19 protein-coding genes are annotated in these 20,548 nt (G+C 70.7%); 7 read left to right on the top strand and 12 right to left on the bottom strand.

What is annotated here, in order from left to right; all coding sequences use genetic code 11:
- Positions 1–12 precede the first annotated feature (12 nt).
- The 4 genes from IW245_RS31650 to galK are packed head-to-tail and all read left to right on the top strand — an operon-like array spanning position 13 to position 3,862.
- Positions 13–786: a DeoR/GlpR family DNA-binding transcription regulator gene (locus tag IW245_RS31650; RefSeq protein WP_197006781.1), complete on the top strand. Its 774-nt coding sequence runs from the start codon at positions 13–15 to the stop codon at positions 784–786.
- 34 nt (positions 787–820) lie between these two features.
- Complete coding sequence (galT, locus tag IW245_RS31645; protein WP_197006780.1) at positions 821–1,852, top strand: galactose-1-phosphate uridylyltransferase; 1,032 nt, start codon at positions 821–823, stop codon at positions 1,850–1,852.
- Positions 1,849–2,808 carry a UDP-glucose 4-epimerase GalE gene (gene galE, locus IW245_RS31640; RefSeq protein WP_197006779.1) on the top strand — a complete coding sequence of 320 codons (960 nt, stop codon included), beginning with the start codon at positions 1,849–1,851 and terminating at the stop codon, positions 2,806–2,808. The genes galT and galE overlap by 4 nt, the downstream gene beginning before the upstream one ends.
- Positions 2,792–3,862 (top strand): galactokinase, encoded by a 1,071-nt coding sequence (gene galK / locus IW245_RS31635; protein ID WP_197006778.1) that lies wholly within the window; start codon positions 2,792–2,794, stop codon positions 3,860–3,862. Before galE ends, galK begins: the two co-directional genes overlap by 17 nt.
- Positions 3,863–3,919: 57 nt before the next feature.
- On the opposite strand, the gene IW245_RS31630 is transcribed toward galK, so the two are convergent.
- The 7 genes from IW245_RS31630 to IW245_RS31600 all read right to left on the bottom strand — a co-directional run bounded on the left by IW245_RS31630 (position 3,920) and on the right by IW245_RS31600 (position 9,936).
- Positions 3,920–4,435: an NADPH-dependent FMN reductase gene (locus tag IW245_RS31630; RefSeq protein WP_197006777.1), complete on the bottom strand. Its 516-nt coding sequence runs from the start codon at positions 4,433–4,435 to the stop codon at positions 3,920–3,922.
- Between the two features lie 35 nt (positions 4,436–4,470).
- Positions 4,471–5,286, bottom strand: coding sequence for a hypothetical protein (locus IW245_RS31625; protein ID WP_197006776.1), 816 nt, complete (start codon positions 5,284–5,286; stop codon positions 4,471–4,473).
- Positions 5,283–5,600 carry a PadR family transcriptional regulator gene (locus IW245_RS31620; protein WP_231399000.1) on the bottom strand — a complete coding sequence of 106 codons (318 nt, stop codon included), beginning with the start codon at positions 5,598–5,600 and terminating at the stop codon, positions 5,283–5,285. The genes IW245_RS31625 and IW245_RS31620 overlap by 4 nt, the downstream gene beginning before the upstream one ends.
- 50 nt (positions 5,601–5,650) lie before the next feature.
- Positions 5,651–6,742 carry a hypothetical protein gene (locus IW245_RS31615; protein WP_197006775.1) on the bottom strand — a complete coding sequence of 364 codons (1,092 nt, stop codon included), beginning with the start codon at positions 6,740–6,742 and terminating at the stop codon, positions 5,651–5,653.
- A gap of 67 nt (positions 6,743–6,809) precedes the next feature.
- Positions 6,810–7,268 carry an LppU/SCO3897 family protein gene (locus IW245_RS31610; protein ID WP_197006774.1) on the bottom strand — a complete coding sequence of 153 codons (459 nt, stop codon included), beginning with the start codon at positions 7,266–7,268 and terminating at the stop codon, positions 6,810–6,812.
- Positions 7,269–7,451: 183 nt separating this feature from the next.
- Positions 7,452–8,666, bottom strand: coding sequence for an NADP-dependent isocitrate dehydrogenase (locus IW245_RS31605; RefSeq protein ID WP_197006773.1), 1,215 nt, complete (start codon positions 8,664–8,666; stop codon positions 7,452–7,454).
- A 91-nt stretch (positions 8,667–8,757) separates the two neighbouring features.
- Positions 8,758–9,936 carry an MFS transporter gene (locus tag IW245_RS31600; protein ID WP_197006772.1) on the bottom strand — a complete coding sequence of 393 codons (1,179 nt, stop codon included), beginning with the start codon at positions 9,934–9,936 and terminating at the stop codon, positions 8,758–8,760.
- Between the two features lie 54 nt (positions 9,937–9,990).
- Between IW245_RS31600 and IW245_RS31595 the strand changes: the two genes are divergently transcribed.
- Positions 9,991–10,563 carry a TetR family transcriptional regulator gene (locus IW245_RS31595; RefSeq protein ID WP_197006771.1) on the top strand — a complete coding sequence of 191 codons (573 nt, stop codon included), beginning with the start codon at positions 9,991–9,993 and terminating at the stop codon, positions 10,561–10,563.
- Between the two features lie 63 nt (positions 10,564–10,626).
- On the opposite strand, the gene IW245_RS31590 is transcribed toward IW245_RS31595, so the two are convergent.
- The gene (locus tag IW245_RS31590) at positions 10,627–11,220 is read right to left on the bottom strand and encodes an MBL fold metallo-hydrolase (RefSeq protein ID WP_197006770.1); all 594 of its coding nucleotides are present in this window, start codon (positions 11,218–11,220) and stop codon (positions 10,627–10,629) included.
- Between the two features lie 75 nt (positions 11,221–11,295).
- Here IW245_RS31590 and IW245_RS31585 point away from each other — a divergent pair, with 75 nt between their 5' ends.
- Complete coding sequence (locus IW245_RS31585; protein ID WP_197006769.1) at positions 11,296–12,234, top strand: GlxA family transcriptional regulator; 939 nt, start codon at positions 11,296–11,298, stop codon at positions 12,232–12,234.
- Between the two features lie 79 nt (positions 12,235–12,313).
- Here IW245_RS31585 and mdh read toward each other — a convergent pair whose 3' ends face one another.
- Complete coding sequence (gene mdh, locus IW245_RS31580) at positions 12,314–13,264, bottom strand: malate dehydrogenase (protein WP_197006768.1); 951 nt, start codon at positions 13,262–13,264, stop codon at positions 12,314–12,316.
- Between the two features lie 14 nt (positions 13,265–13,278).
- A complete protein-coding gene (locus IW245_RS42440) occupies positions 13,279–14,394 on the bottom strand; it encodes a peptidoglycan DD-metalloendopeptidase family protein (protein ID WP_197006767.1) in 1,116 nt (371 codons plus the stop codon).
- A gap of 174 nt (positions 14,395–14,568) precedes the next feature.
- On the opposite strand from IW245_RS42440, the gene IW245_RS31570 reads away from it, so the two are divergent.
- The gene (locus IW245_RS31570) at positions 14,569–18,498 is read left to right on the top strand and encodes an endo-alpha-N-acetylgalactosaminidase family protein (RefSeq protein WP_197006766.1); all 3,930 of its coding nucleotides are present in this window, start codon (positions 14,569–14,571) and stop codon (positions 18,496–18,498) included.
- Positions 18,499–18,568: 70 nt separating this feature from the next.
- Here the strand turns inward: IW245_RS31570 and IW245_RS31565 are convergent, their stop codons facing one another.
- Both IW245_RS31565 and IW245_RS31560 read right to left on the bottom strand, forming a co-directional pair.
- Entirely contained in the window at positions 18,569–19,570 is a 1,002-nt protein-coding gene (locus IW245_RS31565; RefSeq protein WP_197006765.1) for an ABC transporter ATP-binding protein, read from the bottom strand.
- Positions 19,563–20,546, bottom strand: coding sequence for an ABC transporter ATP-binding protein (locus tag IW245_RS31560; RefSeq protein ID WP_197006764.1), 984 nt, complete (start codon positions 20,544–20,546; stop codon positions 19,563–19,565). The genes IW245_RS31565 and IW245_RS31560 overlap by 8 nt, the downstream gene beginning before the upstream one ends.
- Between the last annotated feature and the right edge of the window lie 2 nt (positions 20,547–20,548).

Raw genomic sequence — 20,548 nt, 5'->3', positions numbered from 1 at the left:
GTAGGGAACTAGATGCTCGCCCCCCAGCGCCAGGCCGCCATCCTCGACCTCGTCCGCCGGCACGGCGGCGTCCGGGTCAGCGAGCTCGTCCGCGAGTTCGGCGTCTCCGACATGACGATCCGCCGTGACCTGGAGACGCTGGCCGATCGCGGCCTGCTCGCCAAGGTGCACGGCGGGGCCACGATCATCGGCCCCGGCTCCACCGACGAGCCGGGCTTCGCCGCCAAGTCCGTCCGGCAGCAGGCGGAGAAGGCCGCGATCGTCGCCCGGGCGGCCGAGCTGGTCCGTCCCGGGTCGGCGATCGCGCTGTCCGCAGGCACGACGACGGCCGCCCTCGCCGAGCGGCTGGTCGACGTGCCCGGGCTGACCGTGGTCACCAACTCGGTGCCGGTCGCCGACGCGCTGTACCGGTCCGGCCGCACCGACCAGACCGTGGTGCTCACCGGCGGCATCCGGACCCCGTCCGACGCGCTCGCGGGGCCGTTCGCCGACAGCGCGATCCGCTCGCTCAACGTCGACCTGCTGTTCCTCGGCGTGCACGGCATGAGCGCCCGCTCCGGCCTGACCACGCCGAACCTGATGGAGGCGGAGACCAACCGCCTGCTGGTCAACTCCGCGCGCCGGCTGATCGTGATCGCCGACCACACCAAGTGGGAGATGGTCGGCATCGCGACCATCGCGCCGCTCGCCGACGCCGACGTGGTGATCACCGACTCCGGGCTGTCCGCCGAGGCCCAGGCGCAGTTGGCCGAGGAAGTCGGCGAGTTGATCGTGGTGACGGCATGACCGGCGCACCCCTCGGCCTGACGGCGGTCGTCGCGTGAAGCGCACCGTCACCCACCTTGCCGACGGCCGCGAGCTGCTCTACTTCGACGAGTCGGACGCCAGCACGCGCGACGTGCCCGACCGCCGGCGGCTGCCGACCCCGCCCGACGCGTCCGAGCTGCGCTACGACCCGCTGCTCGACGAGTGGGTCGCGATCGCCACCCACCGGCAGTCCCGGATCTTCCTGCCGCCGGCCGACGAGTGCCCGCTGTGCCCGTCGACCGCCGACCGGCTCTCGGAGATCCCGGCGTCCTCCTACGACGTGGTGGTCTTCGAGAACCGCTTCCCGTCCTTCAGCCACCGGGTCTCCCCCGGGGTCGAGAACCCGGGCGTGGGGCGGTGCGAGGTGGTCTGCTTCACCGACGAGCACGGCACGGCGTTCGCGCAGCTCACCCCGCAGCGGGTCCGGACGGTGATGGAGGCGTGGGCCGACCGGACATCGGAGCTGTCCGCGCTGCCGGGGGTGGAGCAGGTGTTCTGCTTCGAGAACCGGGGCGAGCAGATCGGGGTGACGCTGCACCACCCGCACGGGCAGATCTACGCGTACCCGTTCGTGACCCCTCGCACCAAAACCATGCTCGCTGCGGCGAAACGAAACCCCCGGGTCTTCGAGGAGGAGATCGCCAACGCCGGTGACCGGATCGTCGGCGAGAACGAGGACTGGATCGCGTTCGTGCCGTTCGCGAGCCGCTGGCCGTACGAGGTGCGGCTGTTCCCCCGCCGCCGGGTGCCGGACCTGCCGGCCCTCAGCGACGCCGAGCGGGACTCCTTCGGGCCGCTCTACCTCGACGTGCTGCGCCGGCTCGACGGCCTGTTCGACCAGCCGATGCCGTACATCTCGGCGTGGCACCAGGCCCCGGTGCGCCAGGACCGGGAGCTGGCCTACCTGCACCTGCAGCTGTTCAGCATCCAGCGCGCCCCTGGCAAGTTGAAGTATCTGGCGGGCTCGGAGTCCGCGATGGGCGCGTTCATCAACGACGTGCGGCCCGAGGAGGCCGCGCGGCTACTGCGGGGGGTTTCGCTATGAAGCTGCTGGTCACGGGCGGCGCCGGCTATATCGGGGGCGTGGTCGTCCACCAGCTGGTCGCCGCCGGCCACGAGGTGACGGTGATCGACGACCTGTCCAGCGGGTACGCGGACGTGGTCCCCGCCGGCGTCGAGTTCCACCAGATGGACGTGCACGACGTCGCGAAGGTGCTCACCCCGGACGCCGGCTTCGACGGGGTGCTGCACTTCGCGGCGAAGATCGAGGTAGGCGAGTCGGTGAAGTACCCGGAGCGGTTCTGGGACACCAACGTGCGCGGCACGCTCACCCTGCTCGACGCGGTCCGCGCGGCCCGGGTGCCCCGGTTCATCTTCTCCTCGACCGGCTCGATGTACCGGGCCACGGCCGAGCCGTCGACCGAGGAGACCGAGGTCGCGCCGCAGAACCCGTACGCGGCGACGAAGCTGATGGTCGACCTGATGCTCGCGGGCGAGGCGGCCGGGCACGGGCTGGGCGCGGTCACCCTGCGGTACTTCAACGCGGCCGGCGCGGTGGGGCACCTCGGCGAGCGGCACGACCCGGAGAGCCACCTGATCCCGATCGTGCTCCAGGTCGCCGCCGGCAAGCGCGACAAGCTCGCCCTGTACGGCGACGACTACGACACCCCCGACGGCACCTGCGTGCGGGACTACATCCACGTCGAGGACCTGGCCAGCGCGCACCTGCTCGCCCTCGACGCGATCAAGCCGGGCCGGCACGAGATCTACAACCTGGGCAACGGCAACGGGTTCAGCAACCTCGAGGTGATCGAGGCGGTCCGGGCGGTGACCGGGCATCCCGTACCCGTCGAACTGCAGGCCCGTCGCCCCGGCGACGTCGTGGTCGGCATCTCGTCCTCGGCCAAGGCCCGCCGCGAGCTGGGCTGGGAGCCCCGCCGTCCCGACCTGCACGACATCATCCGCAGCGCGTGGGAGTTCTACAGTGCGCGTCTCGGCTAGCGCCCCCGGCCGGGTCAACCTGATCGGCGAGCACACCGACTACAACGCCGGGTTCGTGCTGCCGTTCGCGTTGCCGTACCGCACCACCGTGCACGCGGTGCGCAGCCTCCGGCAGAAGTGGACGGTCACCTCCGACTGGGCCCCCGGGCAGTCGACGTCGTTCGGGAAGCCGGAGTCCGCCGCGGGCTCGGCCACCTGGGTGGACTACGTGCGCGGCGTGGTCTGGGCGCTCCAGGACGCCGGGCACGAGGTGCCGGGCGCCGACCTGCACATCAGCTCCGACGTACCCGTCGGATCGGGGTTGTCGTCGTCGGCGGCCCTGGAGTGCGCCGTCCTGACCGCCCTGATCGAACTCAGCGACCTCGACATCCCGGTCACCGACCGGCCGGCGCTCGCCCAGCGGGCCGAGAACGCGTTCGTCGGCGTGCCGTGCGGGATCATGGACCAGGCCGCGTCGGTGCTGTCCGAGGCCGGCCACGCGCTGCTGCTGGACTGCCGCACGCTGGAGACCGAGCACATCCCCTTCGACGGCACGATCCTGGTGATCGACACGAGGGCCCCGCACCGCCTCGTCGACGGCGAGTACGCCCTGCGCCGCACCACGTGCGAGGCCGCGGCCCGGGAACTGCTGGTCCCGGCGCTGCGCGACGCCGACCTGTCGGACGTGGACCGGCTCACCGACCCCGTCATGCGCCGCCGCGCCCGGCACGTGGTCACGGAGAACGCCCGGGTGCTCGAAACCGTCGCGCTGCTGGCCGCGGGCAAGGTGCACGAGATCGGCCCGTTGATGACCGACTCGCACACCTCCTTGAAGAACGACTTCGAGGTCACGGTGCCGGAGCTCGACGTCGCGGTCGCCGCGGCTCTGGAGGCCGGGGCCTACGGCGCGCGGATGACCGGCGGCGGCTTCGGCGGCTGCGTGATCGCCCTCGTGGAGCCCCGCGACGTCGCGTTCGTGACGGAGTCGGTGGAGGCGGCCTTCGCCCGGTCGAAGTTCACACCGCCGCGGTCCTTCGTGGCCGCCCCGTCCGCAGGGGCCCATCTGGAGAAATAACCCCATTATTCGGTTACGGTGGGGCGTCCCCGGCCGCGCCGGCTGGTCCGGCGCCCCTCAGCTCAGGTACTGCCGCATCGCCCGCACCACCCGCGCCACCCGGTCCCGGACCGCCGGCACCCGAATCACGCCGTCCGGGTCCACATCGGCCTGGGTCACCGGCACGTGCCCGCACGCCGCCGCCACGACGTCCGCCCCCGTGTAGCCGAGCACGGTCCGCAACGCGTCGTGCGCCCCGGCCGCGCCCCGGTGCGAGGCGTTGATCCAGCCGCACGGCTTGTCGTTGATCTCCATCCCGCCCACGGTCCAGTCCAACAGGTTCTTGAACGAACCGGGCAGGCCACCGGCGTACTCCGGGGTGCAGAACAGCACGGCCTCCGACACGTTGATGGCCGTGCGGAGCTCGTACACGGGCCGGGGCAACGGGTGCCGGTCGTCATCCGGGTTGAAGTGCGGCAGGCTGGCCAGTCCGGGGTAGACGACCGTGTACGGGTCGAGGTCGTGCGCGGTGGCGAGCACGGCGGCGTTCGTGGAACCGGCGCGCAGGCTCCCACTGATCAACAGGATCGTCACCGTCCGAATGGTAGCCAGGCCCGGCGCGCGGCCGGTCAGTCCATGAACCACACCACCACGGCGTGCCCGACCGTCTGGTTCACGATCAGCACCGCGAGCGCCGCCAACCCCAGCACCCGGAGTCCGACCCGGCGGCCGGTCGACAACCCGTGCCCCGCCGATCCGAGCCAGAGCGCCACGAGCGCGGCGAGCCCCAGGCCGACGCCCAACCCGACGACCATGGCCAGGAACGCGTCGGCGACGGTCATCACGATCCCGGCGAAGGCGACGACCGCCATCCGGGGCGCGGCCACCCACAAGCGTTCCCGCCACGGCAGGCCCCGTTCGAGGGCGATGACCACGAGCGCGATCAGCGTGAGGCCGAAGACGAACGGGAAGTCCATCGAGGCGGCCATCCCGCCCCAGTAGAGCGCGATCTGGGCGGGCAGCAGGGCTGGCATGTCAGACATCGGCCACACCCACTTCGGGTCGAACTGGGCACCGGACGCCATCCGGGCCGGGATGTCCAGGACCAGGTACCGACCCGGCAGCATCACCACCCAGCACAGCACCGCCCAGCCGAGGCCGACCAGGAGAGTCCGCGCGGTCAGCGCCACCAGCGGCCCGGCCGGGGCCACGATGCCCGACCCGTCGGTCCGCGCCCGCCGGGCGAGGAGGCGCAGGGCCGGCAGGGTCCAGGCGGCGCCGAACAGGTACCGCCACCGGGCCGGACCGGTGATCTGCATCAGGTCGGCGGTCCACTCCGCGCGCTGGCGGGCCCGGAAGTGCGCGGGCAGCGCGGTGCACAGCAGACCGACGACGAACCGCGCGGCACCCGGCAACCGGTGCGCGCCGGCCGCCGAGGCGGTCACCACGCGAGCTTCCGGTTCAGTGTGCGGCTGCGCCGCCGGTCGGCGCCGGCCACCGCGTCCCGGGCACCGACGGCCCCGTCGGGTGTCAGCGTGTAGTACCTCCGGCGGGGGCGGCCCTCCAGCCGGGGGTCGATCTCGTCCTCACGGCTGCGCAGCCACCCGCAGTTCTCGAAGGCGACGAGGATCGGGTAGATGGTGCCCGGCTCAAGGCCGGCGTGGGTCGCGAGCTCCAGTCCATACCACTCGCGGTCGGGGTCATCCAGCAGCGCGCGTAGCGCCAACAGTCGTGGCGTCGTCATCCTGAGCGTAGCCATGACCGTACTCTATATAGCTATTCCTAGTTCTGCATAGCCTCCGCCAGCCATTACTTCTTCGGAGCAGCCGGCAGGCCGTGGAACTCCGTGCCGGTGACCGTCGCCGCGCCCAGATCCAGCGGCGTCGCGAACACCGCCCGTTCGAACCGCACCACCCCGGACCGGAACTCCGCGCCGTCGAAGTTCACCTCGCCGGCCCCGAACGTCGCGCCGTTGAAAATGACCTCGGCCCCGTCGAACACCGCCTTGCCGAAGTGCAGCACGCCACCGGAGAAGTCCGCCGTCGGGAACGCCACCCGGCCGGCCGCGAACACGGCGTCGTTCATCGCCACCTTGCCCCCGGACACCGTGGCCCCGGTGAAGTCCACGTTCGCGCCGTCGAACCGGCTGCCCACGAACGTCGTCCGCCCGGCGACGAACCGCGCGCCCCGGAAGCTGACCCGCCCGGCGGCGAACACCACCCGGTGCAGCTCGCCGCCGTCGAACACCGCCTCGGTGAAGTCGAAGTCGTGGCCCCGCCAGGACACCCGGGCGCGCTCACGCAGGTGTTCGGCGATCACCCGGATCACGGTGTGCCGGACCTGCCGCTCCCCGCGCGCCCAGTGCTGCTGCTTCACCCACGCGGCTCGGTCGTCCTCCCCGTCGGGATGATCGTCGTCGAGCGGCGTGGCATAGGGCATCCGGATGTACGCGCACAGCACGTCGACGCACGTCTGCCGCCCGGCCGGCCAGTCGTCGGCGAGCCCGGCCATGGCGTACACCCCGGAGAGCCGGACGGCGGCCTTGTCCGAGCCGAGCTGCTCGGACGCCTTGGCGAACCGCTCGTTGAACAGCCGGACACCGTCGCGCCCCGAGGCGAGCGCGTCGCGCTGGTCGGCGGCCTCGGCGACCCTCTGTTTGCGGTACGCGACGACCAGGGCGACCACGCCGCCCACCCCGGCCACCACGGCGAAGACGAGTTTGAGCAGCTCGAAGAGGGTGCCGGCGGTGACCTCCGGGTCCCGCCTGAGCGCGGGGTAGCCTGCGACGGCCCAGGAGCCGAACGCCAGGCCCCCGACGAGAAGGACACCGATCCCGAGCCCGATGCCGATGGCGACCCTGATCCCCGGCATCCGCAACTCGCCCTGCCCCGAAGTTTCCATCCCACAGTCCTACCAGGACCGATCAACCGACGGGTACGGCGTCGCGGACCCTGCGATCGGCGATCCACTACTTCTTGAGCGGCTCCAGGCAGAGCGTGTAGCTGTTGCGACCGGTCTTCTCGTAGGTGTTCTCCGCCGTCGGGAAGTCCTTACAGATCTGGTCCGCCGGGATTCCGTAGTTGTATTTCACCTTGCCGACGATCCGCCACTCGGCCGCCGGGTCCGCGCAGTCGACCGTCTTGAAGTCGCGGCCGTCGGTGCTGTGTCCTGTGGCGCACTGGCCGACCTTGGCCAGGTCCGGGGCCCCGGTGAGGACCTGCATCACGTAGAACCCGATCACGGTGACCACCAGGACGGCGACGCCGATCAGGGTCTTCCGGCGGTTCTTCCGGATCTGCTGGGCGACCACCGGCGGTGGCGTGAACCGGGGCGGATGCTGCGGAGTGGTGAAGTCGCCGGAAGGAAAGGGCTCCTGCGGAGTCTGCTGCGGCGGGGTCTGCGGGGACGGCGGCGTGGGGGCGGTCATCGGGTCTCCGAGGGGGCGGCGCGGGGCGGGGCCGGTTGAATCTAGCGGAGATCGACGACCGCTGCGGCCCGGCGGAGGGCCGTTGCGCGTCGGGTGATGTGCGCGGCGTAACTAAAAAGTGGTCTTGATCTGAAAAAGGGGGCCTGCGCGCCTCAGCGCACCGGCCCCCTGCTCAGGTGGGACTCAGCCGAGCTTCTTCGCCAGGTTGGTGGCGAGGGCCTCGAGGAACTCGTCCGTGGTCAGCCACGGGGCGTCCTTCGAGATGAGCAGCGCGAGGTCCTTGGTCATCTGACCACCCTCGACGGTCTCGACGCAGACCTGCTCCAGCGTCTTGGCGAACTCGGTGACGGCCGGGGTGCCGTCGAGCTTGCCACGGTGGGCCAGGCCCTGGGTCCAGGCGTAGATCGACGCGATCGGGTTGGTCGACGTCTTCTCGCCCCGCTGCCAGGCGCGGTAGTGCCGGGTGACGGTGCCGTGGGCGGCCTCGGCCTCGACGGTCTTGCCGTCGGGCGACAGGAGCACGGAGGTCATCAGGCCGAGCGAGCCGAAGCCCTGGGCCACGGTGTCGGACTGGACGTCGCCGTCGTAGTTCTTGCAGGCCCAGACGTAGCCGCCCTCCCACTTCAGCGCGGCGGCGACCATGTCGTCGATCAGCCGGTGCTCGTAGGTGATGCCGGCGGCGTCGAAGTCGGCCTTGAACTCGGCGTCGAAGATCTCCTGGAACAGGTCCTTGAACCGGCCGTCGTAGGCCTTCAGGATCGTGTTCTTCGTGGAGAGGTAGACCGGGTAGTTGCGGTCCAGGCCGTAGCGGAACGACGCGCGGGCGAAGTCGCGGATCGAGTCGTCGTAGTTGTACATGCCCATGGCGATGCCGCCGGCCGGGAACTCCGTGACGACGTGCTCGACCGGGGCGGAACCGTCGGCCGGGGTGTAGGTCAGGGTCAGGGTGCCCGGGCCGGGGACCACGAAGTCGGTGGCCTTGTACTGGTCACCGTGCGCGTGACGGCCAATGACGATCGGCTTGGTCCAGCCGGGCACGAGGCGCGGCACGTTGCTCATGATGATGGGCTCGCGGAAGACGACGCCGCCGAGGATGTTGCGGATCGTCCCGTTCGGGGAGCGCCACATCTTCTTCAGGCCGAACTCCTCGACGCGGGCCTCGTCGGGGGTGATGGTGGCGCACTTGACGCCGACGCCGTGCCGGAGGATCGCGTTGGCGGCGTCGACCGTGACCTGGTCGTCGGTGGCGTCGCGGTGCTCGATGCCCAGGTCGTAGTACTCGAGGTCCACGTCGAGGTAGGGCAGGATCAGGGTTTCCTTGATCTGCTTCCAGATGATGCGGGTCATCTCGTCGCCGTCGAGCTCGACGACCGGGTTCGTTACCTTGATCTTCGCCATCGTCGGCGCACTCCTCGTCTATGCGTGGCCTTTAACAGTACGAGCGTACTGCCAGCGGCGGGGCCCCGGCAGGCGGGGTGACGGATGACACTCACACCCTGCGGGCGGTCAGCAGTCCGAGCGCGCCGGCCAGCAGGCTGATCCCGGTCACCACGACCGTCACGGTGCCGAACCCGCCCGGACCGAACGCCCCGGCCATCGCCGCGCCCGCGCTCGCGCCGAGGAAGAGGAAGGCCGTGAACACCGAGACGGCGGCGCCGCGTACCTCGGCCGCCCGGGCGCCGATCGCCTCGACCAGGGCCGGGGCCGCGGTACCGATCGCGAACACGAAGGCCAGCATCACCAGTCCGATGCCGAGCGCGCCGGGCTTCGTCAGGGCCAGTAGGCCGGCGGACAGGCCCGCGACCGTCATCAGGTACCCGAATCGGCGCACCGAGGGGATCCGGCCCAGCCAGCGGGCCGCGAACGGGATCGCCACGATCGCGGGCAGCGCGCCGGCCCGCAGCAGTGACATCTCCTGCCCGGAGAACCGGCCGGACAGCTGCACCGCCGTGTAGATCGCGACGAACCCGGCGAGCGGGGTGACGGCGAGCAGGTACAGCAGGATCAGGGTCCTGTCCTTGGCCAGCCGCTTCAGGGCGGCCAGCGGGGACGGGCCAGCGGTGGTCCGCGTCGGGTCGGGCAGCAGGGTCACGCGCACCAGGGCCGCGACCAGCAGCAACGCGACCGCGCCGCCGACGAACACCCACTGCCAGCCCAGCGCGGCCGTGGCCGCCTGGCCGGCGAGCTGGGCGATGCTGCTGGCCGCGATGAACGCGGCCGCCAGGCTCGCGATCGCGATGCCACGCCGGGCGGGGGTGATCCGCTCGCCGAGGTACGCCATCGCGACCGGCGGGAACGCGGCCGTCGTGAAGCCCTGGAGGATGCGCAGCGGGTAGCCGGCCTCGACGCTGCCGGCGAACGCGACGGCCAGCGTGGTGACCGCCGTGGCCAGCAGGCCGGCGACCAGCACCCTGCGCCGGCCGAACCGGTCGGACAACGGGCCGAACACCAGGAAGCCGACGGCGTAGGCCAGCCCGAACGCCGTGACCGCTCCGGTCGCGGAGCCGGGGCTGACCTGCCAGGTTCTGGCCATGGCCGGCACGAGCGGGATGGCGACGTAGAGCTGGCCGGCGGCGAAGACGCCGGCGACGGCGAGTGCCGCGAGGGTGCGGCCGAAGGGGGCGGTGGGGGCTGCCGTTGCCGGCCGGGGAGGAGCCACTTGGGTCATGAGCTGAACGTAACCAACCAACTAGTTGGTTGGCAATGGGGTATCGTGTGAGCCATGCCTCCCAAGAACACCCGCGAGAGTCTGCTGGCCGCAGCCCGGGCCGAGTTCGCCGCCCACGGCCTGGCCGGCGCGCGGATCGACCGGATCGCCTCCGAGGCCGGCTGCAACAAGGAGCGGATCTACGCCAACTTCGGCAACAAGGACAGGCTCTACGAACTCGTGCTGGCCGAGGCCATCGAGGAGATCGGGGCCGCGACCCTGCCCCTGCCGGGCGAGGACGCCGGCGCGTACGTCGGCAAATGCTTCGACTTCCACCGGGAACACCCGCACCTGCTGCGCATCCTGCTCTGGGAGGCCCTCCAGACCCCGCCCGGCGGCGAGGTGCACGACGCCGCCCGCCGGGGCGAGTTCTACGAGGGGCGGCGGGCGCTACTGTCCCGGGTGCTGGGCACCCCGCCCGGGGTGGATCCGGGGCGGATGATGCTCGTGCTGATCGGGCTCGCGGCCTGGCCGCACGCGGTGCCGACCCTGGCAGGGCTGGTCACGGGTGGGGAGAGTGCGACGGAGTCGGGGCAGCGGGAGCTGCGGGAGTTCGTCACCGAGGCGGCGCGGCGGGTGGCGGGCTAGCGGCGGGCCGAGCGGGGCTGGCTCGCGGCCGGGCCTGCTGGCGCGGCGTTGGGCCGGGCCGGGCTAGCGGGCCGTCGTGTCGTCGGGGACGAAGGCCGGGCCGTGACCCGGCACGATCCGGTCCGCGACCCTCAGCACCCGCTCCCGGTTGGCCCGCAGCAACGCCCGGTCCGGTGCCACCGGGTCGTCGGCCGGGCCGTTCGGCCGCCACCACAGGTCCCCGACGAACGCGACCACGCCGTCGGGCGTGCCGACCAGTACCGTGATGTCCTCCGGGCTGTGCCCGGGGGTGGCGATCAGCCGGACCGAGTCCGTCAGTTCGTAGCCCTCGGCGGGCCGGTCGATCCACTGGTCGCCGTGGTAGATCGCGTGGTGGTCGTGCATCCGGGCGCCGCTGAACAGCCCGGCGTTGACGGTGTTGTCCGGGTGGTGGTGGCTCAGGACCACGTCGGTGATGTCGTCCGGGCCGACGCCGAGGGCCGCGAGCGGGTCGAGGATCCGGGACCGGTCGGCCACCATGCCCGGGTCGATGATGATCCGCCGGTCGCCGTCGGCCACATAGGACACGGTGGCGGCCACGCCCGGCCCGGTGGACAGGGTGTAGCCGGTGGTCAGGATCCAGAAGTTCGCGGTGGTGCCGCGTGGTGCGTCGGTCATACCCAAGATCCTTCCTTCATGGGTACGCCACGGCCACTGGCACGATTGCCATCCATCGCGGCTATCATGCCAACGATGCGCACTGTGGCCGCCTACGCTCCCCCCGGCACCATCTCCTTCGGCCTCTCCCTGGTCGCGGAGCTGTTCCAGCCCCGGGCTGGCGGTCCGGAGTTCGAGTTCCAGCTGTGCACCGACACCCCCGGGCCGGTGGCCGTCGACCCGGGCCTCACGGTGCTCGTCGAGCACGGCCTCGACCGGCTGGCGTCCGCCGACCTGGTGCTCGCCCTGCCCGGCGTCGGCTACGAGGAGTGGTCACCGGGCTCCGTGGCAGCGTTCCGGGCCGCCGCCGAGCGGGGAGCGCTGGTCGCCGGGCACTGCGTCGGGGCGTTCCTGCTCGCCACCGCCGGCCTGTTGGACGGCCGGCGGGCCACCACACACTGGCGGTTCGCCGACCGGCTGGCGGCGCGGTTCCCCGGAGTGGACGTCCGGGCCGACCAGTTGTACGTCGACGAGGGCCGGGTGCTGACCGGGGCCGGAGCGGCGGCCGGGCTGGACATGTGCCTGCACCTGATCCGCCGCGAGCACGGCGCGGCCGTCGCGGCGTTGATCGCCCGGGAGCTCGTCGTGCCACCGCACCGGGAGGGCGGCCAGGCGCAGTACGCGGCCGTGGCCATGCCGGCGGCCGGGGGCGATCCGCTCGCCGAGGTGCTGGACTGGGCGTGCGGGCAGCTGCACCGGGCCCTGTCCGTCGACGACCTCGCGCGGAGGGCGCTGCTCAGCCGGCGGACGTTCATCCGCAGGTTCCGGGCCATGACCGGGGTGTCGCCCGGGGCATGGTTGATCGGCCAGCGGCTGCGGCGGGCCGAGGAACTGCTGGAGAGCACGGACCTGCCGATGGACGAGGTGGCCCACCAGGTCGGGTACGCCAGCGCGGCCGTGCTCCGCGAGCAGTTCGTCCGCCGCCGGGGCGTCCCGCCGAGTACGTACCGCCGCACGTTCGCCACCCGCGACTAACTCCCGGCAACCAGGGGCGGGCCGGAATGGCGGAGGGCCCGCGGCCGAATGGCTGCGGGCCCTCTCTGGACTGGTGGAGCTACAGGGCGGCGACGTCCGCCTGCTTCGCACGGACCGCCTCGGCGGCCTCCTTGAGCCCGGCCAGCTCCGACTCGGTCAGCGCGGTCTCGACGACCTTGCGGACGCCGGTCGCGCCCAGCTCGGCCTCGACGCCCAGGTAGACGCCCTCGATGCCGTACTCGCCGTCGACCCACGCGCACACCGGCATGACCGCGCCGGAGTCCTCGGCGACGGCCTTGGCCATCCGGGCGGCGGCGGCGGACGGCGCGTAGTACGCCGAGCCGGTCTTGAGCAGGGCCACGACCTCGGCGCCGCCGTTGCGGGTGCGCACGACGAGCTCCTCGATCTTCTCGGCCGGGAGCAGCTCGGACAGCGGCTGGCCGTTGACGGTGCAGCGCGACGGCACCGGCACCATCGTGTCGCCGTGCGAGCCCAGGGTGAGGGTCTGCACGGAGGAGACCGGGACCGCGAGGGTCTCGGCCACGAAGTGGGTGAACCGGGCCGTGTCCAGCATGCCGGCCTGGCCGAGGACCCGGTTCTTCGGGAACTGGCTGGCGAGCTGGGTCAGCGCGGTCATCTCGTCGAGCGGGTTGGAGACGACGATGATGACGGCCTCGGGGGCGTGCTTGGCGACGTTCTCCGCCACGCTCCGGACGATCTTGGCGTTGACCTCGATCAGGTCCATCCGGCTCATGCCCGGCTTGCGGGGCAGACCGGCGGTGATCACGACGACGTCGGAGCCCGCGATGGCCTCGTAGCCGGAGCCGTCCAGGCCGGTGGTCTGGCCGACGACCTTGGTCTCGAAGCCCTCGATCGACCGGGACTGGTTGAGGTCGAGAGCCAGACCCTCGGGCTTGCCCTCGACGATGTCCGTCAGGACGACGGTGTCGAAGATGTTGTACTCAGCGAGCCGCTGCGCGGTCGTGGATCCGTAGAAACCGGCGCCGACGACGGTGACCTTTTTTCCCATAGCATCGGACGTTATCAGCAGGTCCCGTCGACCGGTTCTCCCGTGCCCGTCCAGACGTACACGTCACTCACCCAGGTGCCGTCCGCGAGTTTGTCCCACAGGGTGCTGCGGTAACCGTCACGCCCCGTGTGCTCGGTACCCGTCGCGGAGCACTGGATCGTGACCGTCTCCCCGTCGGCGACGGTGCCGACGACCGGCTGGGCGGTGCCGGGGCCGGCGCGCCGGTTGAGCGCCGTGCCGCCGTCGGTGTCGACGAGGCCCTGGTCCAGGCCGAGCGGGCCGTAGTTGGGCAGCTTGCCGTCGATGTCGACCCTGGTGGAGCCGTGCATGGCGAACCCGTCATAGGGGTCGCCCTGTGCTCTGATCACCCACTTGCCGAACACATAGTGGTCCATGGGCACGTAGGCCCCGTCCCTGCGCAGCGAGAAGTGCACGTGCGCCCCGGACGCCGACCCGCCGCAGGACACGTCGGTGCCGATGTCGCCGAGGAAGTCGCCCTCGGCCACCCGGTCGCCGTTGGCCGCGATGTTGCCACTGAGGTGGTAGTAGTCGGTGGCCAGGCCCCGGTCGTGCACGACCCGCAGCCAGCCCTTCTTCGAGTCGCACATCGTGTAGGCGAGCCCGGAGCCGGCGGCGAGCACCCGGCCGTCGCCGCCGGCCAGGTCGATCGAGCTGCGGGCGCTGCCGGACATCGGGTGCGGCCCGCCGGTGTAGGACCAGGCCTGGCCGAGCGCGTACGGCAGCCGCAGCGCCGTGCGGTAGTCGGCCGTGGACTTGGCCGGATGCTTCGACGGCTGCGGGGGCGTGTACGCCCTGGCCTGGCCGAACACCCGGTGTTCCTCGGCCGACAGGACGCTCACCTTCGCGGCCAGCGCGGCGAAGGCCGGGTCGCCCTCGAAGGCGGTCTCCCCGCCGGCGTGCAGGAACAGCCAGCCCTCCGGGTAGCCCTTCCCGCCGGGCAGGACGGCCGCGCCGAGGACGCCGGTGTCGGGGGTGCCGCGCAGGACAGAGACGCGAACCGGACGGTCGCTCTCCAGGGTGAGTTTCGCCCGCAACCGGGCCGCGACGGTGTCTTCGAGGGAGTCGGCGGCACGGACGGGGGCGGCCGGCGCGAGGATTAGCGTTAACACTGCAAAATACGCAATCTTCCGCATCGTCAGATCATGGACAATTCCGGCGTGTTCAGGGGGGAATTAGCTCGGCGTGTCGCGTTCGGTGATTGAAGTTGCTTGAACTTGTTGACTTGTGAGCTTGAACACGCTAAAAATCGACCTACTTCATCAGGCTCGGACACAGGAGTCTCCATGCGCGGCCATCCCCCTCTGGTTCTCGCGGCAGCCTTAGCCGGCGCGACGCTCTCCGTTCCCTTCCTCGCCTCGGCCGCCCAGGCCGGCACCCCCGTCACGATCGCGTCGACCGCACTGTCCGTCCGGGTCGACAACGCCTTCCCCCGGGTGATCGACTACACCGATACCGCCAGCGGCTTCGTCCTCAACGGCAACGAGGACACCCTGACCCAGGTCTCCGTCAACGGCACGGCGAAGACGCCGACCGTGACCAGTACCGTCGCCGCCGACCACGTCGACTACACGCTCGACCTCGGCGCGGGCGTCTCGGTCGCCGCGCGGATCTCGGTGGCCGGCTCGACGGTGGAGTTCCGGGTGACCGGAATCACCGATCCCGCCGCGACCATCAAGACCCTCGCGGTGCCGAACCACAACCTGGTGTCGGTGCGCAGCAGCCAGACCGGCGCGGCGGTCACCACCACCCGGATGTGCAACGCGCACCCGGTCTACCTGGCCACCCACACCGTGTCGACGTGCAACGCCGCGACGGCCTCCGGGGACACCTTCACCCCGGTGACCGCGACGACGGCCACCGACGCCACCCAGCAGGGCCAGATGTACGCGGTCGTCAACACCGGCCAGCTCGCCGCCTCGATCGCGACGAACTCGGTGTACGACCAGGCGGGCGGCCCGACCGGCAACGAGAGCGCCCGGATCTACAAGCAGGTCGTGGACAAGGGCGGCTACCGGCGCGCCGGCCTGTGGAGCGGCGACTGGCTGGTCCGCGCGACGGGGGCGACCAGCAACGACCCGCTGCCGTTCGCCAAGATCGTCGTCACCGGGGACCGCAACGCCGACTCGGTCGTCGACTGGCAGGACGGCGCCGTGGCGTTCCGCGACATCATGACCAACCCGCAGGGCTGGGAGGACACCAAGGACCGGGTCGTGCAGCGGATCCCGATGAACTTCGCCTCGCAGGCCACCCACCCGTTCCAGCAGACCCTGGACGAGACGAAGCGGGTGGCGCTGGCCACCGACGGGCTCGGCCAGTTCGTGCTGCTCAAGGGGTACGCCTCGGAAGGGCACGACTCCGCGCACCCCGACTACGGGCAGGTCGGCGCGCGGCAGGGCGGCGCGACGGACCTGAACACGCTGACGTCGATCGGCGGGCAGTACAACGCGGACTTCGGGGTGCACATCAACGGCTTCGAGGCCTACCCGGTCGCGCAGTCCTTCTCCGACACCCTCGTCGACCCGGCCAGCAAGGGCTGGAACTGGCTCGACCAGTCCTACGGCATCCGGGTCCGCGACGACGGCACGTCCGGCAACCGGCTGGCCCGGCTCCAGCAGCTCAGGACGGCGGCCCCCGGCCTGAAGTTCGTCTATGTGGACGTGTGGAACAACGACGGCTGGGACAGCCACAAGTTCGCGAGCGAGATCAACGGCCTGGGCTTCCAGATGGGTACCGAGTGGCCGTACTCCTTCGAGGAGAGCACGCTGTGGAACCACTGGGCCAACGACGTCAACTACGGCGGGGCGCAGGGCGACACCAAGGGCGTCAACTCCCAGGTGGCCCGGTTCATCCGTAACCACCAGCGGGACAGCTGGATCGCCCGCGACTCGATGCTCGGCGGCTCCGAGGTGGAGGCTTACGAGGGCTGGCAGGGCAAGAACGACTTCACCGCGTTCCTGAACACGACGTTCGGCACTGACCTGCCGACCAAGTACCTGCAGGGTTTTCAGATCCAGAAGTGGGCCGCGAACCGGATCGACCTGACCTCGGGCGTGAACGTGACCCTGTCGGGCGGCACCCGGACCATCAGCAAGGATGGCCACCCGGTGCTGGTCGGCAAGAACTACCTGCTGCCCTGGGACCAGAGCGGCGAGACCAAGCTCTACCACTGGAACGACGCGGGCGGCTCGTCCACCTGGTCGCTGCCATCCTCGTGGGGTTCCAACACCACGGTCAAGCTGTACAAGCTCACCGACGCCGGCCGGGTGTTCGTCCAGGACCTGCCCGTGACGTCCGGCCAGGTGAACATCACCGCGACGGCGAAGACCGCCTACGTGGTGTACCCGACGGCGGCGCCCGTGCAGGCCGACGTGAAGTACGGCGAGACCCAGGCGCTGAAGGACCCCCGGTTCTACTCGGGTTCGCTGACCAACTGGACCACCACGGGCACGCCGTCGGTGGTGCGCAACGCCAAGGGGCAGAACGAGCTCGTCATGGGCTCCGGTGCGGCCAGTGTCGCCCAGCCGCTGACCGGGCTCGCGGCCGGCACCTACGCGGCCAGCGTGAACGTGTCGACCTCCGGCGGCCGGAAGGCCACGCTCGACGTCGGCGGGGTGTCCAACTGGACCACCTCCTCGACGGCGACGAACACGATCGGCGCGGACGACAAGTACGGCACCACGATGCAGAAGATGCAGGTGCTCTTCGACGTGGCTGCCGGGGGCACCCCGACCCTGACCCTGAGCGCGGCGGCCGGCACCGCCGCCGTGACCTTCGACGACGTGCGGATCTTCAAGACCGCCCGTAGCCCGCAGGGTACGCACTACTTCGTCGAGGACTTCGAGAACACCAACGGCGGCTGGGGCCCGTTCATCAGCGCCCCCGGGCACGACAAGGACCCGCAGAGCCACGTCGCCCAGCTGCACGCCCCGTACACCCAGGCCGGCTGGAACGGGAAGCTGATCGACGACGTGATCAGCGGCAACAACGCGCTGAAGACCCACCAGGAGTCCACCGGGCTGCTCTACCGGACGCTGCCGCAGACGCTGCGGTTCACGCCGGGGCGCAGGTACACGGTGAGTCTGAAGTTCGAGAGCGCCTTCGCCGGGGACCACGCCTTCGTGGTCGGCGACGGGTCCACCACGGTGTCGACGGACAACCTGGCGCAGGCCCGGACGGGCACGGCGTTCACGAAGACGTTCGACGCCTCGTCCACCGGCGAGACCTGGATCGGGATGCAGAAGGTCAGCACCGTCACCACGGACGAACACGACCTGGTGGTCGACGACATCGTGGTGGACGACATCGGCCCGGCCACCGGCGGCGGCTCCACCCGGCTCAGCCAGTCGGCGATGACGGTGAGGTCCTGCGACAGCCAGGAGACTACGAACGAGCAGGCCCCGTGCACCAACGTGCTCGACGGCAACTCGTCGACCATCTGGCACACCCAGTGGTCCAGCCCGGTCGCCGCGATGCCGCACGAAATCCAGCTCGACCTCGGCGCCAGCTACCCGGTCACCGACCTGTACTACCTGCCCCGCCAGTCGCAGGCCAACGGCCGGATCGCCAACTACGAGGTCTACGTCTCCACCGACGGCACCACCTGGGGCACGGCGGTGAAGACCGGCACGTTCGCCAACAACACCACCGAGCAGGCGGCGACCTTCACGGCGAAGACCGGCCGCTACGTCAAGCTCCGGGCCACCTCCGAGGTCGGCGGCAACCCGTGGACCGCCGTAGCGGAACTCAACATCGGGGTAGCACCGAGCACGCCGTCCCGGATCGCGCAGTCCACGATGTCCGTCGCCTCCTACGACAGCCAGGAGACGGCCGGCGAGAACGGCGTGGCGACCAACGTGCTCGACGGCGACTCCGCGACGATCTGGCACACCGCATGGTCGGCCAGCTCCCCGCCGCCCCCGCACGAGATCGTGCTCAACCTGGGCGCCAACTACGCCGTGAGCTGCCTGTACCAGCTCCCCCGGCAGAGCGGCGTGAACGGCCGGATCGCCGGCTACGAGGTGTACGTGTCCACCGACGGCTCCACCTGGGGTTCCGCCGTGGCGACGGGCACCTGGACCAACACCGGCACCGAACAGTCGGCGTGCTTCACGGCCAAGACCGGGAGATACGTCAAGCTGCGGGCCACGAGTGAGGTGAACGGAGCTGCCTGGACGTCAGTGGCGGAACTGAACGTCTCGGGCGTGCCGGCCTAGCCGGTACACGGAAAGAGGGCCCACCCTGTGCGGGGGTGGGCCCTCTACGTGCTTCAGCGGCTCCGCTGCGCTACGCGACGACGTGCTTGAGCTCCGCAAAGTGACACGCGGACGGGTGCGGATCCGGCGCGCGGCCGATCAGCAGCGGCTCCTCCGTCGCGCAGATCTCCTGCGCCTTCCAGCACCGGGTCCGGAACCGGCACCCCGACGGCGGGTTGGCCGGCGACGGCACGTCGCCCTCCAGCCGGATGATGTCCCGGTTCCGCCGCGCCGACGGATCGGCCACGGGCACCGCCGACAGCAGCGCCTGGGTGTACGGGTGCGTCGGCCGCTCGTAGATCTCGTCCTCGGTGCCGATCTCGACCATCTTGCCGAGGTACATGACCCCGACCCGGTCGGAGATGTGCCGGACCACGGACAGGTCGTGCGCGATGAAGATGTAGGACAGCCCCATCTCGCGCTGCAACTTGCCGAGCAGGTTGATCACCTGGGCCTGGATGGACACGTCCAGGGCCGACACCGGCTCGTCGCACACGATCACCTCGGGCCGCAGGGCCAGGGCCCGGGCGATCCCGATCCGCTGGCGCTGGCCGCCGGAGAACTGGTGCGGGTACCGGTTGATGTGCTCGGGGCTCAGCCCGACCAGCTCCAGCAGCTCCTTGACCCGGCGCTCCCGGTCACCCTTCGGCGCCACCTCGGGGTGGATCTCGTAGGGCTCGCCGATGATGTCGCCGACCGTCATCCTCGGGTTCAGCGAGGTGTACGGGTCCTGCATCACCATCTGGATGTTGCGCCGGATCCGGCGGAGCTTGTCGCCCTTGATCCCGAAGATCTTCTCGCCCTTGAAGGTGACGGAGCCGGCGGTCGGCGTCTCCAACTGCATGATCAACTTGGCCAGCGTGGACTTGCCGCAGCCGGACTCGCCGACGATGCCGAGGGTCTCGCCCTTGTTCAGCTCGAAGGACACCCCGTCGACGGCCTTGACCGCACCGACCTGGGACTGGAACAGGATGCCCTGCTTGATCGGGAAGTGCTTCACCAGGTTGTCCACCTGGAGGATCGGCTCACCCATGAAGGACCTCCTCGGCGAAGTGGCACGCGCTCGTGCGCCCGTTGTCCAGCACCATCAGCGGCGGCACGACGTCCCGGCAGACCTGCTGGACCATCGGGCACCGCGGGTGGAACGCGCAGCCCGTCGGCGGGCGCATCAGGTTCGGCGGCAGGCCCTTGATCGTGGCCAGTTCCTGACCTTTCGAGTCCAGCCGGGGAATCGACTCCAACAATCCCTTGGTGTACGGGTGCGCCGGCTTGGCGTAGATGTCGTGCACGTCGGCGTGCTCGACGATCCGGCCGGCGTACATCACAGCGATCCGGTCGGCCACGTCCGCGACGACACCCAGGTCGTGGGTGATCAGGATCAGGCCCATGTTGAGGTCGCGGCGCAGCTCGGCGAGCAGGTCCATGATCTGGGCCTGCACCGTCACGTCGAGCGCGGTGGTCGGCTCGTCGGCGATCAGCACCTTCGGGTCCTGGGCCAGCGACATCGCGATCATGACCCGCTGACGCATGCCGCCGGAGAACTCGTGCGGGTAGTTGTGCAGCCGTTCCTTGGCCGCCGGGATCTTGACGAGCTCCATCAGCTCGACGGCCCGCTTGTACGCGTCCTTCTTGCTGAGCCCGTCGTTCTTCCGCAGCGCCTCGGAGATCTGGAAGCCGACCGTGAACACCGGGTTGAGGGCGGAGAGCGCGTCCTGGAAGACCATGGCGATCTCCTTGCCGCGCAGCTTGCGCCGCTCCTCCTCGGGCATCGTGAGCAGGTTCCGGCCGTTGTACCGGATCTCGCCCTTCGTGATGAACCCCGGGGGCATGTCCAGAATGCCCATGATCGCCTGGGCGGTCACGGACTTGCCGGAGCCCGACTCGCCCAGCACGGCCAGGGTCTCCCCGGCGTCCAGGTGGTACGAGACGCCGTTGATGACCCGGGCCACCCCGTCCCTGGTCCGGAACTCGATGTGCAGGTCGTCGACTTCGAGAAGATGGTTGCTCATGG

It is taken from the genome of Longispora fulva (assembly GCF_015751905.1).
GTDB lineage: Bacteria > Actinomycetota > Actinomycetes > Mycobacteriales > Micromonosporaceae > Longispora > Longispora fulva.
Note: the sequence above shows the minus strand (reverse complement) of the source record. Positions and strands in the feature narration are given on the sequence as shown.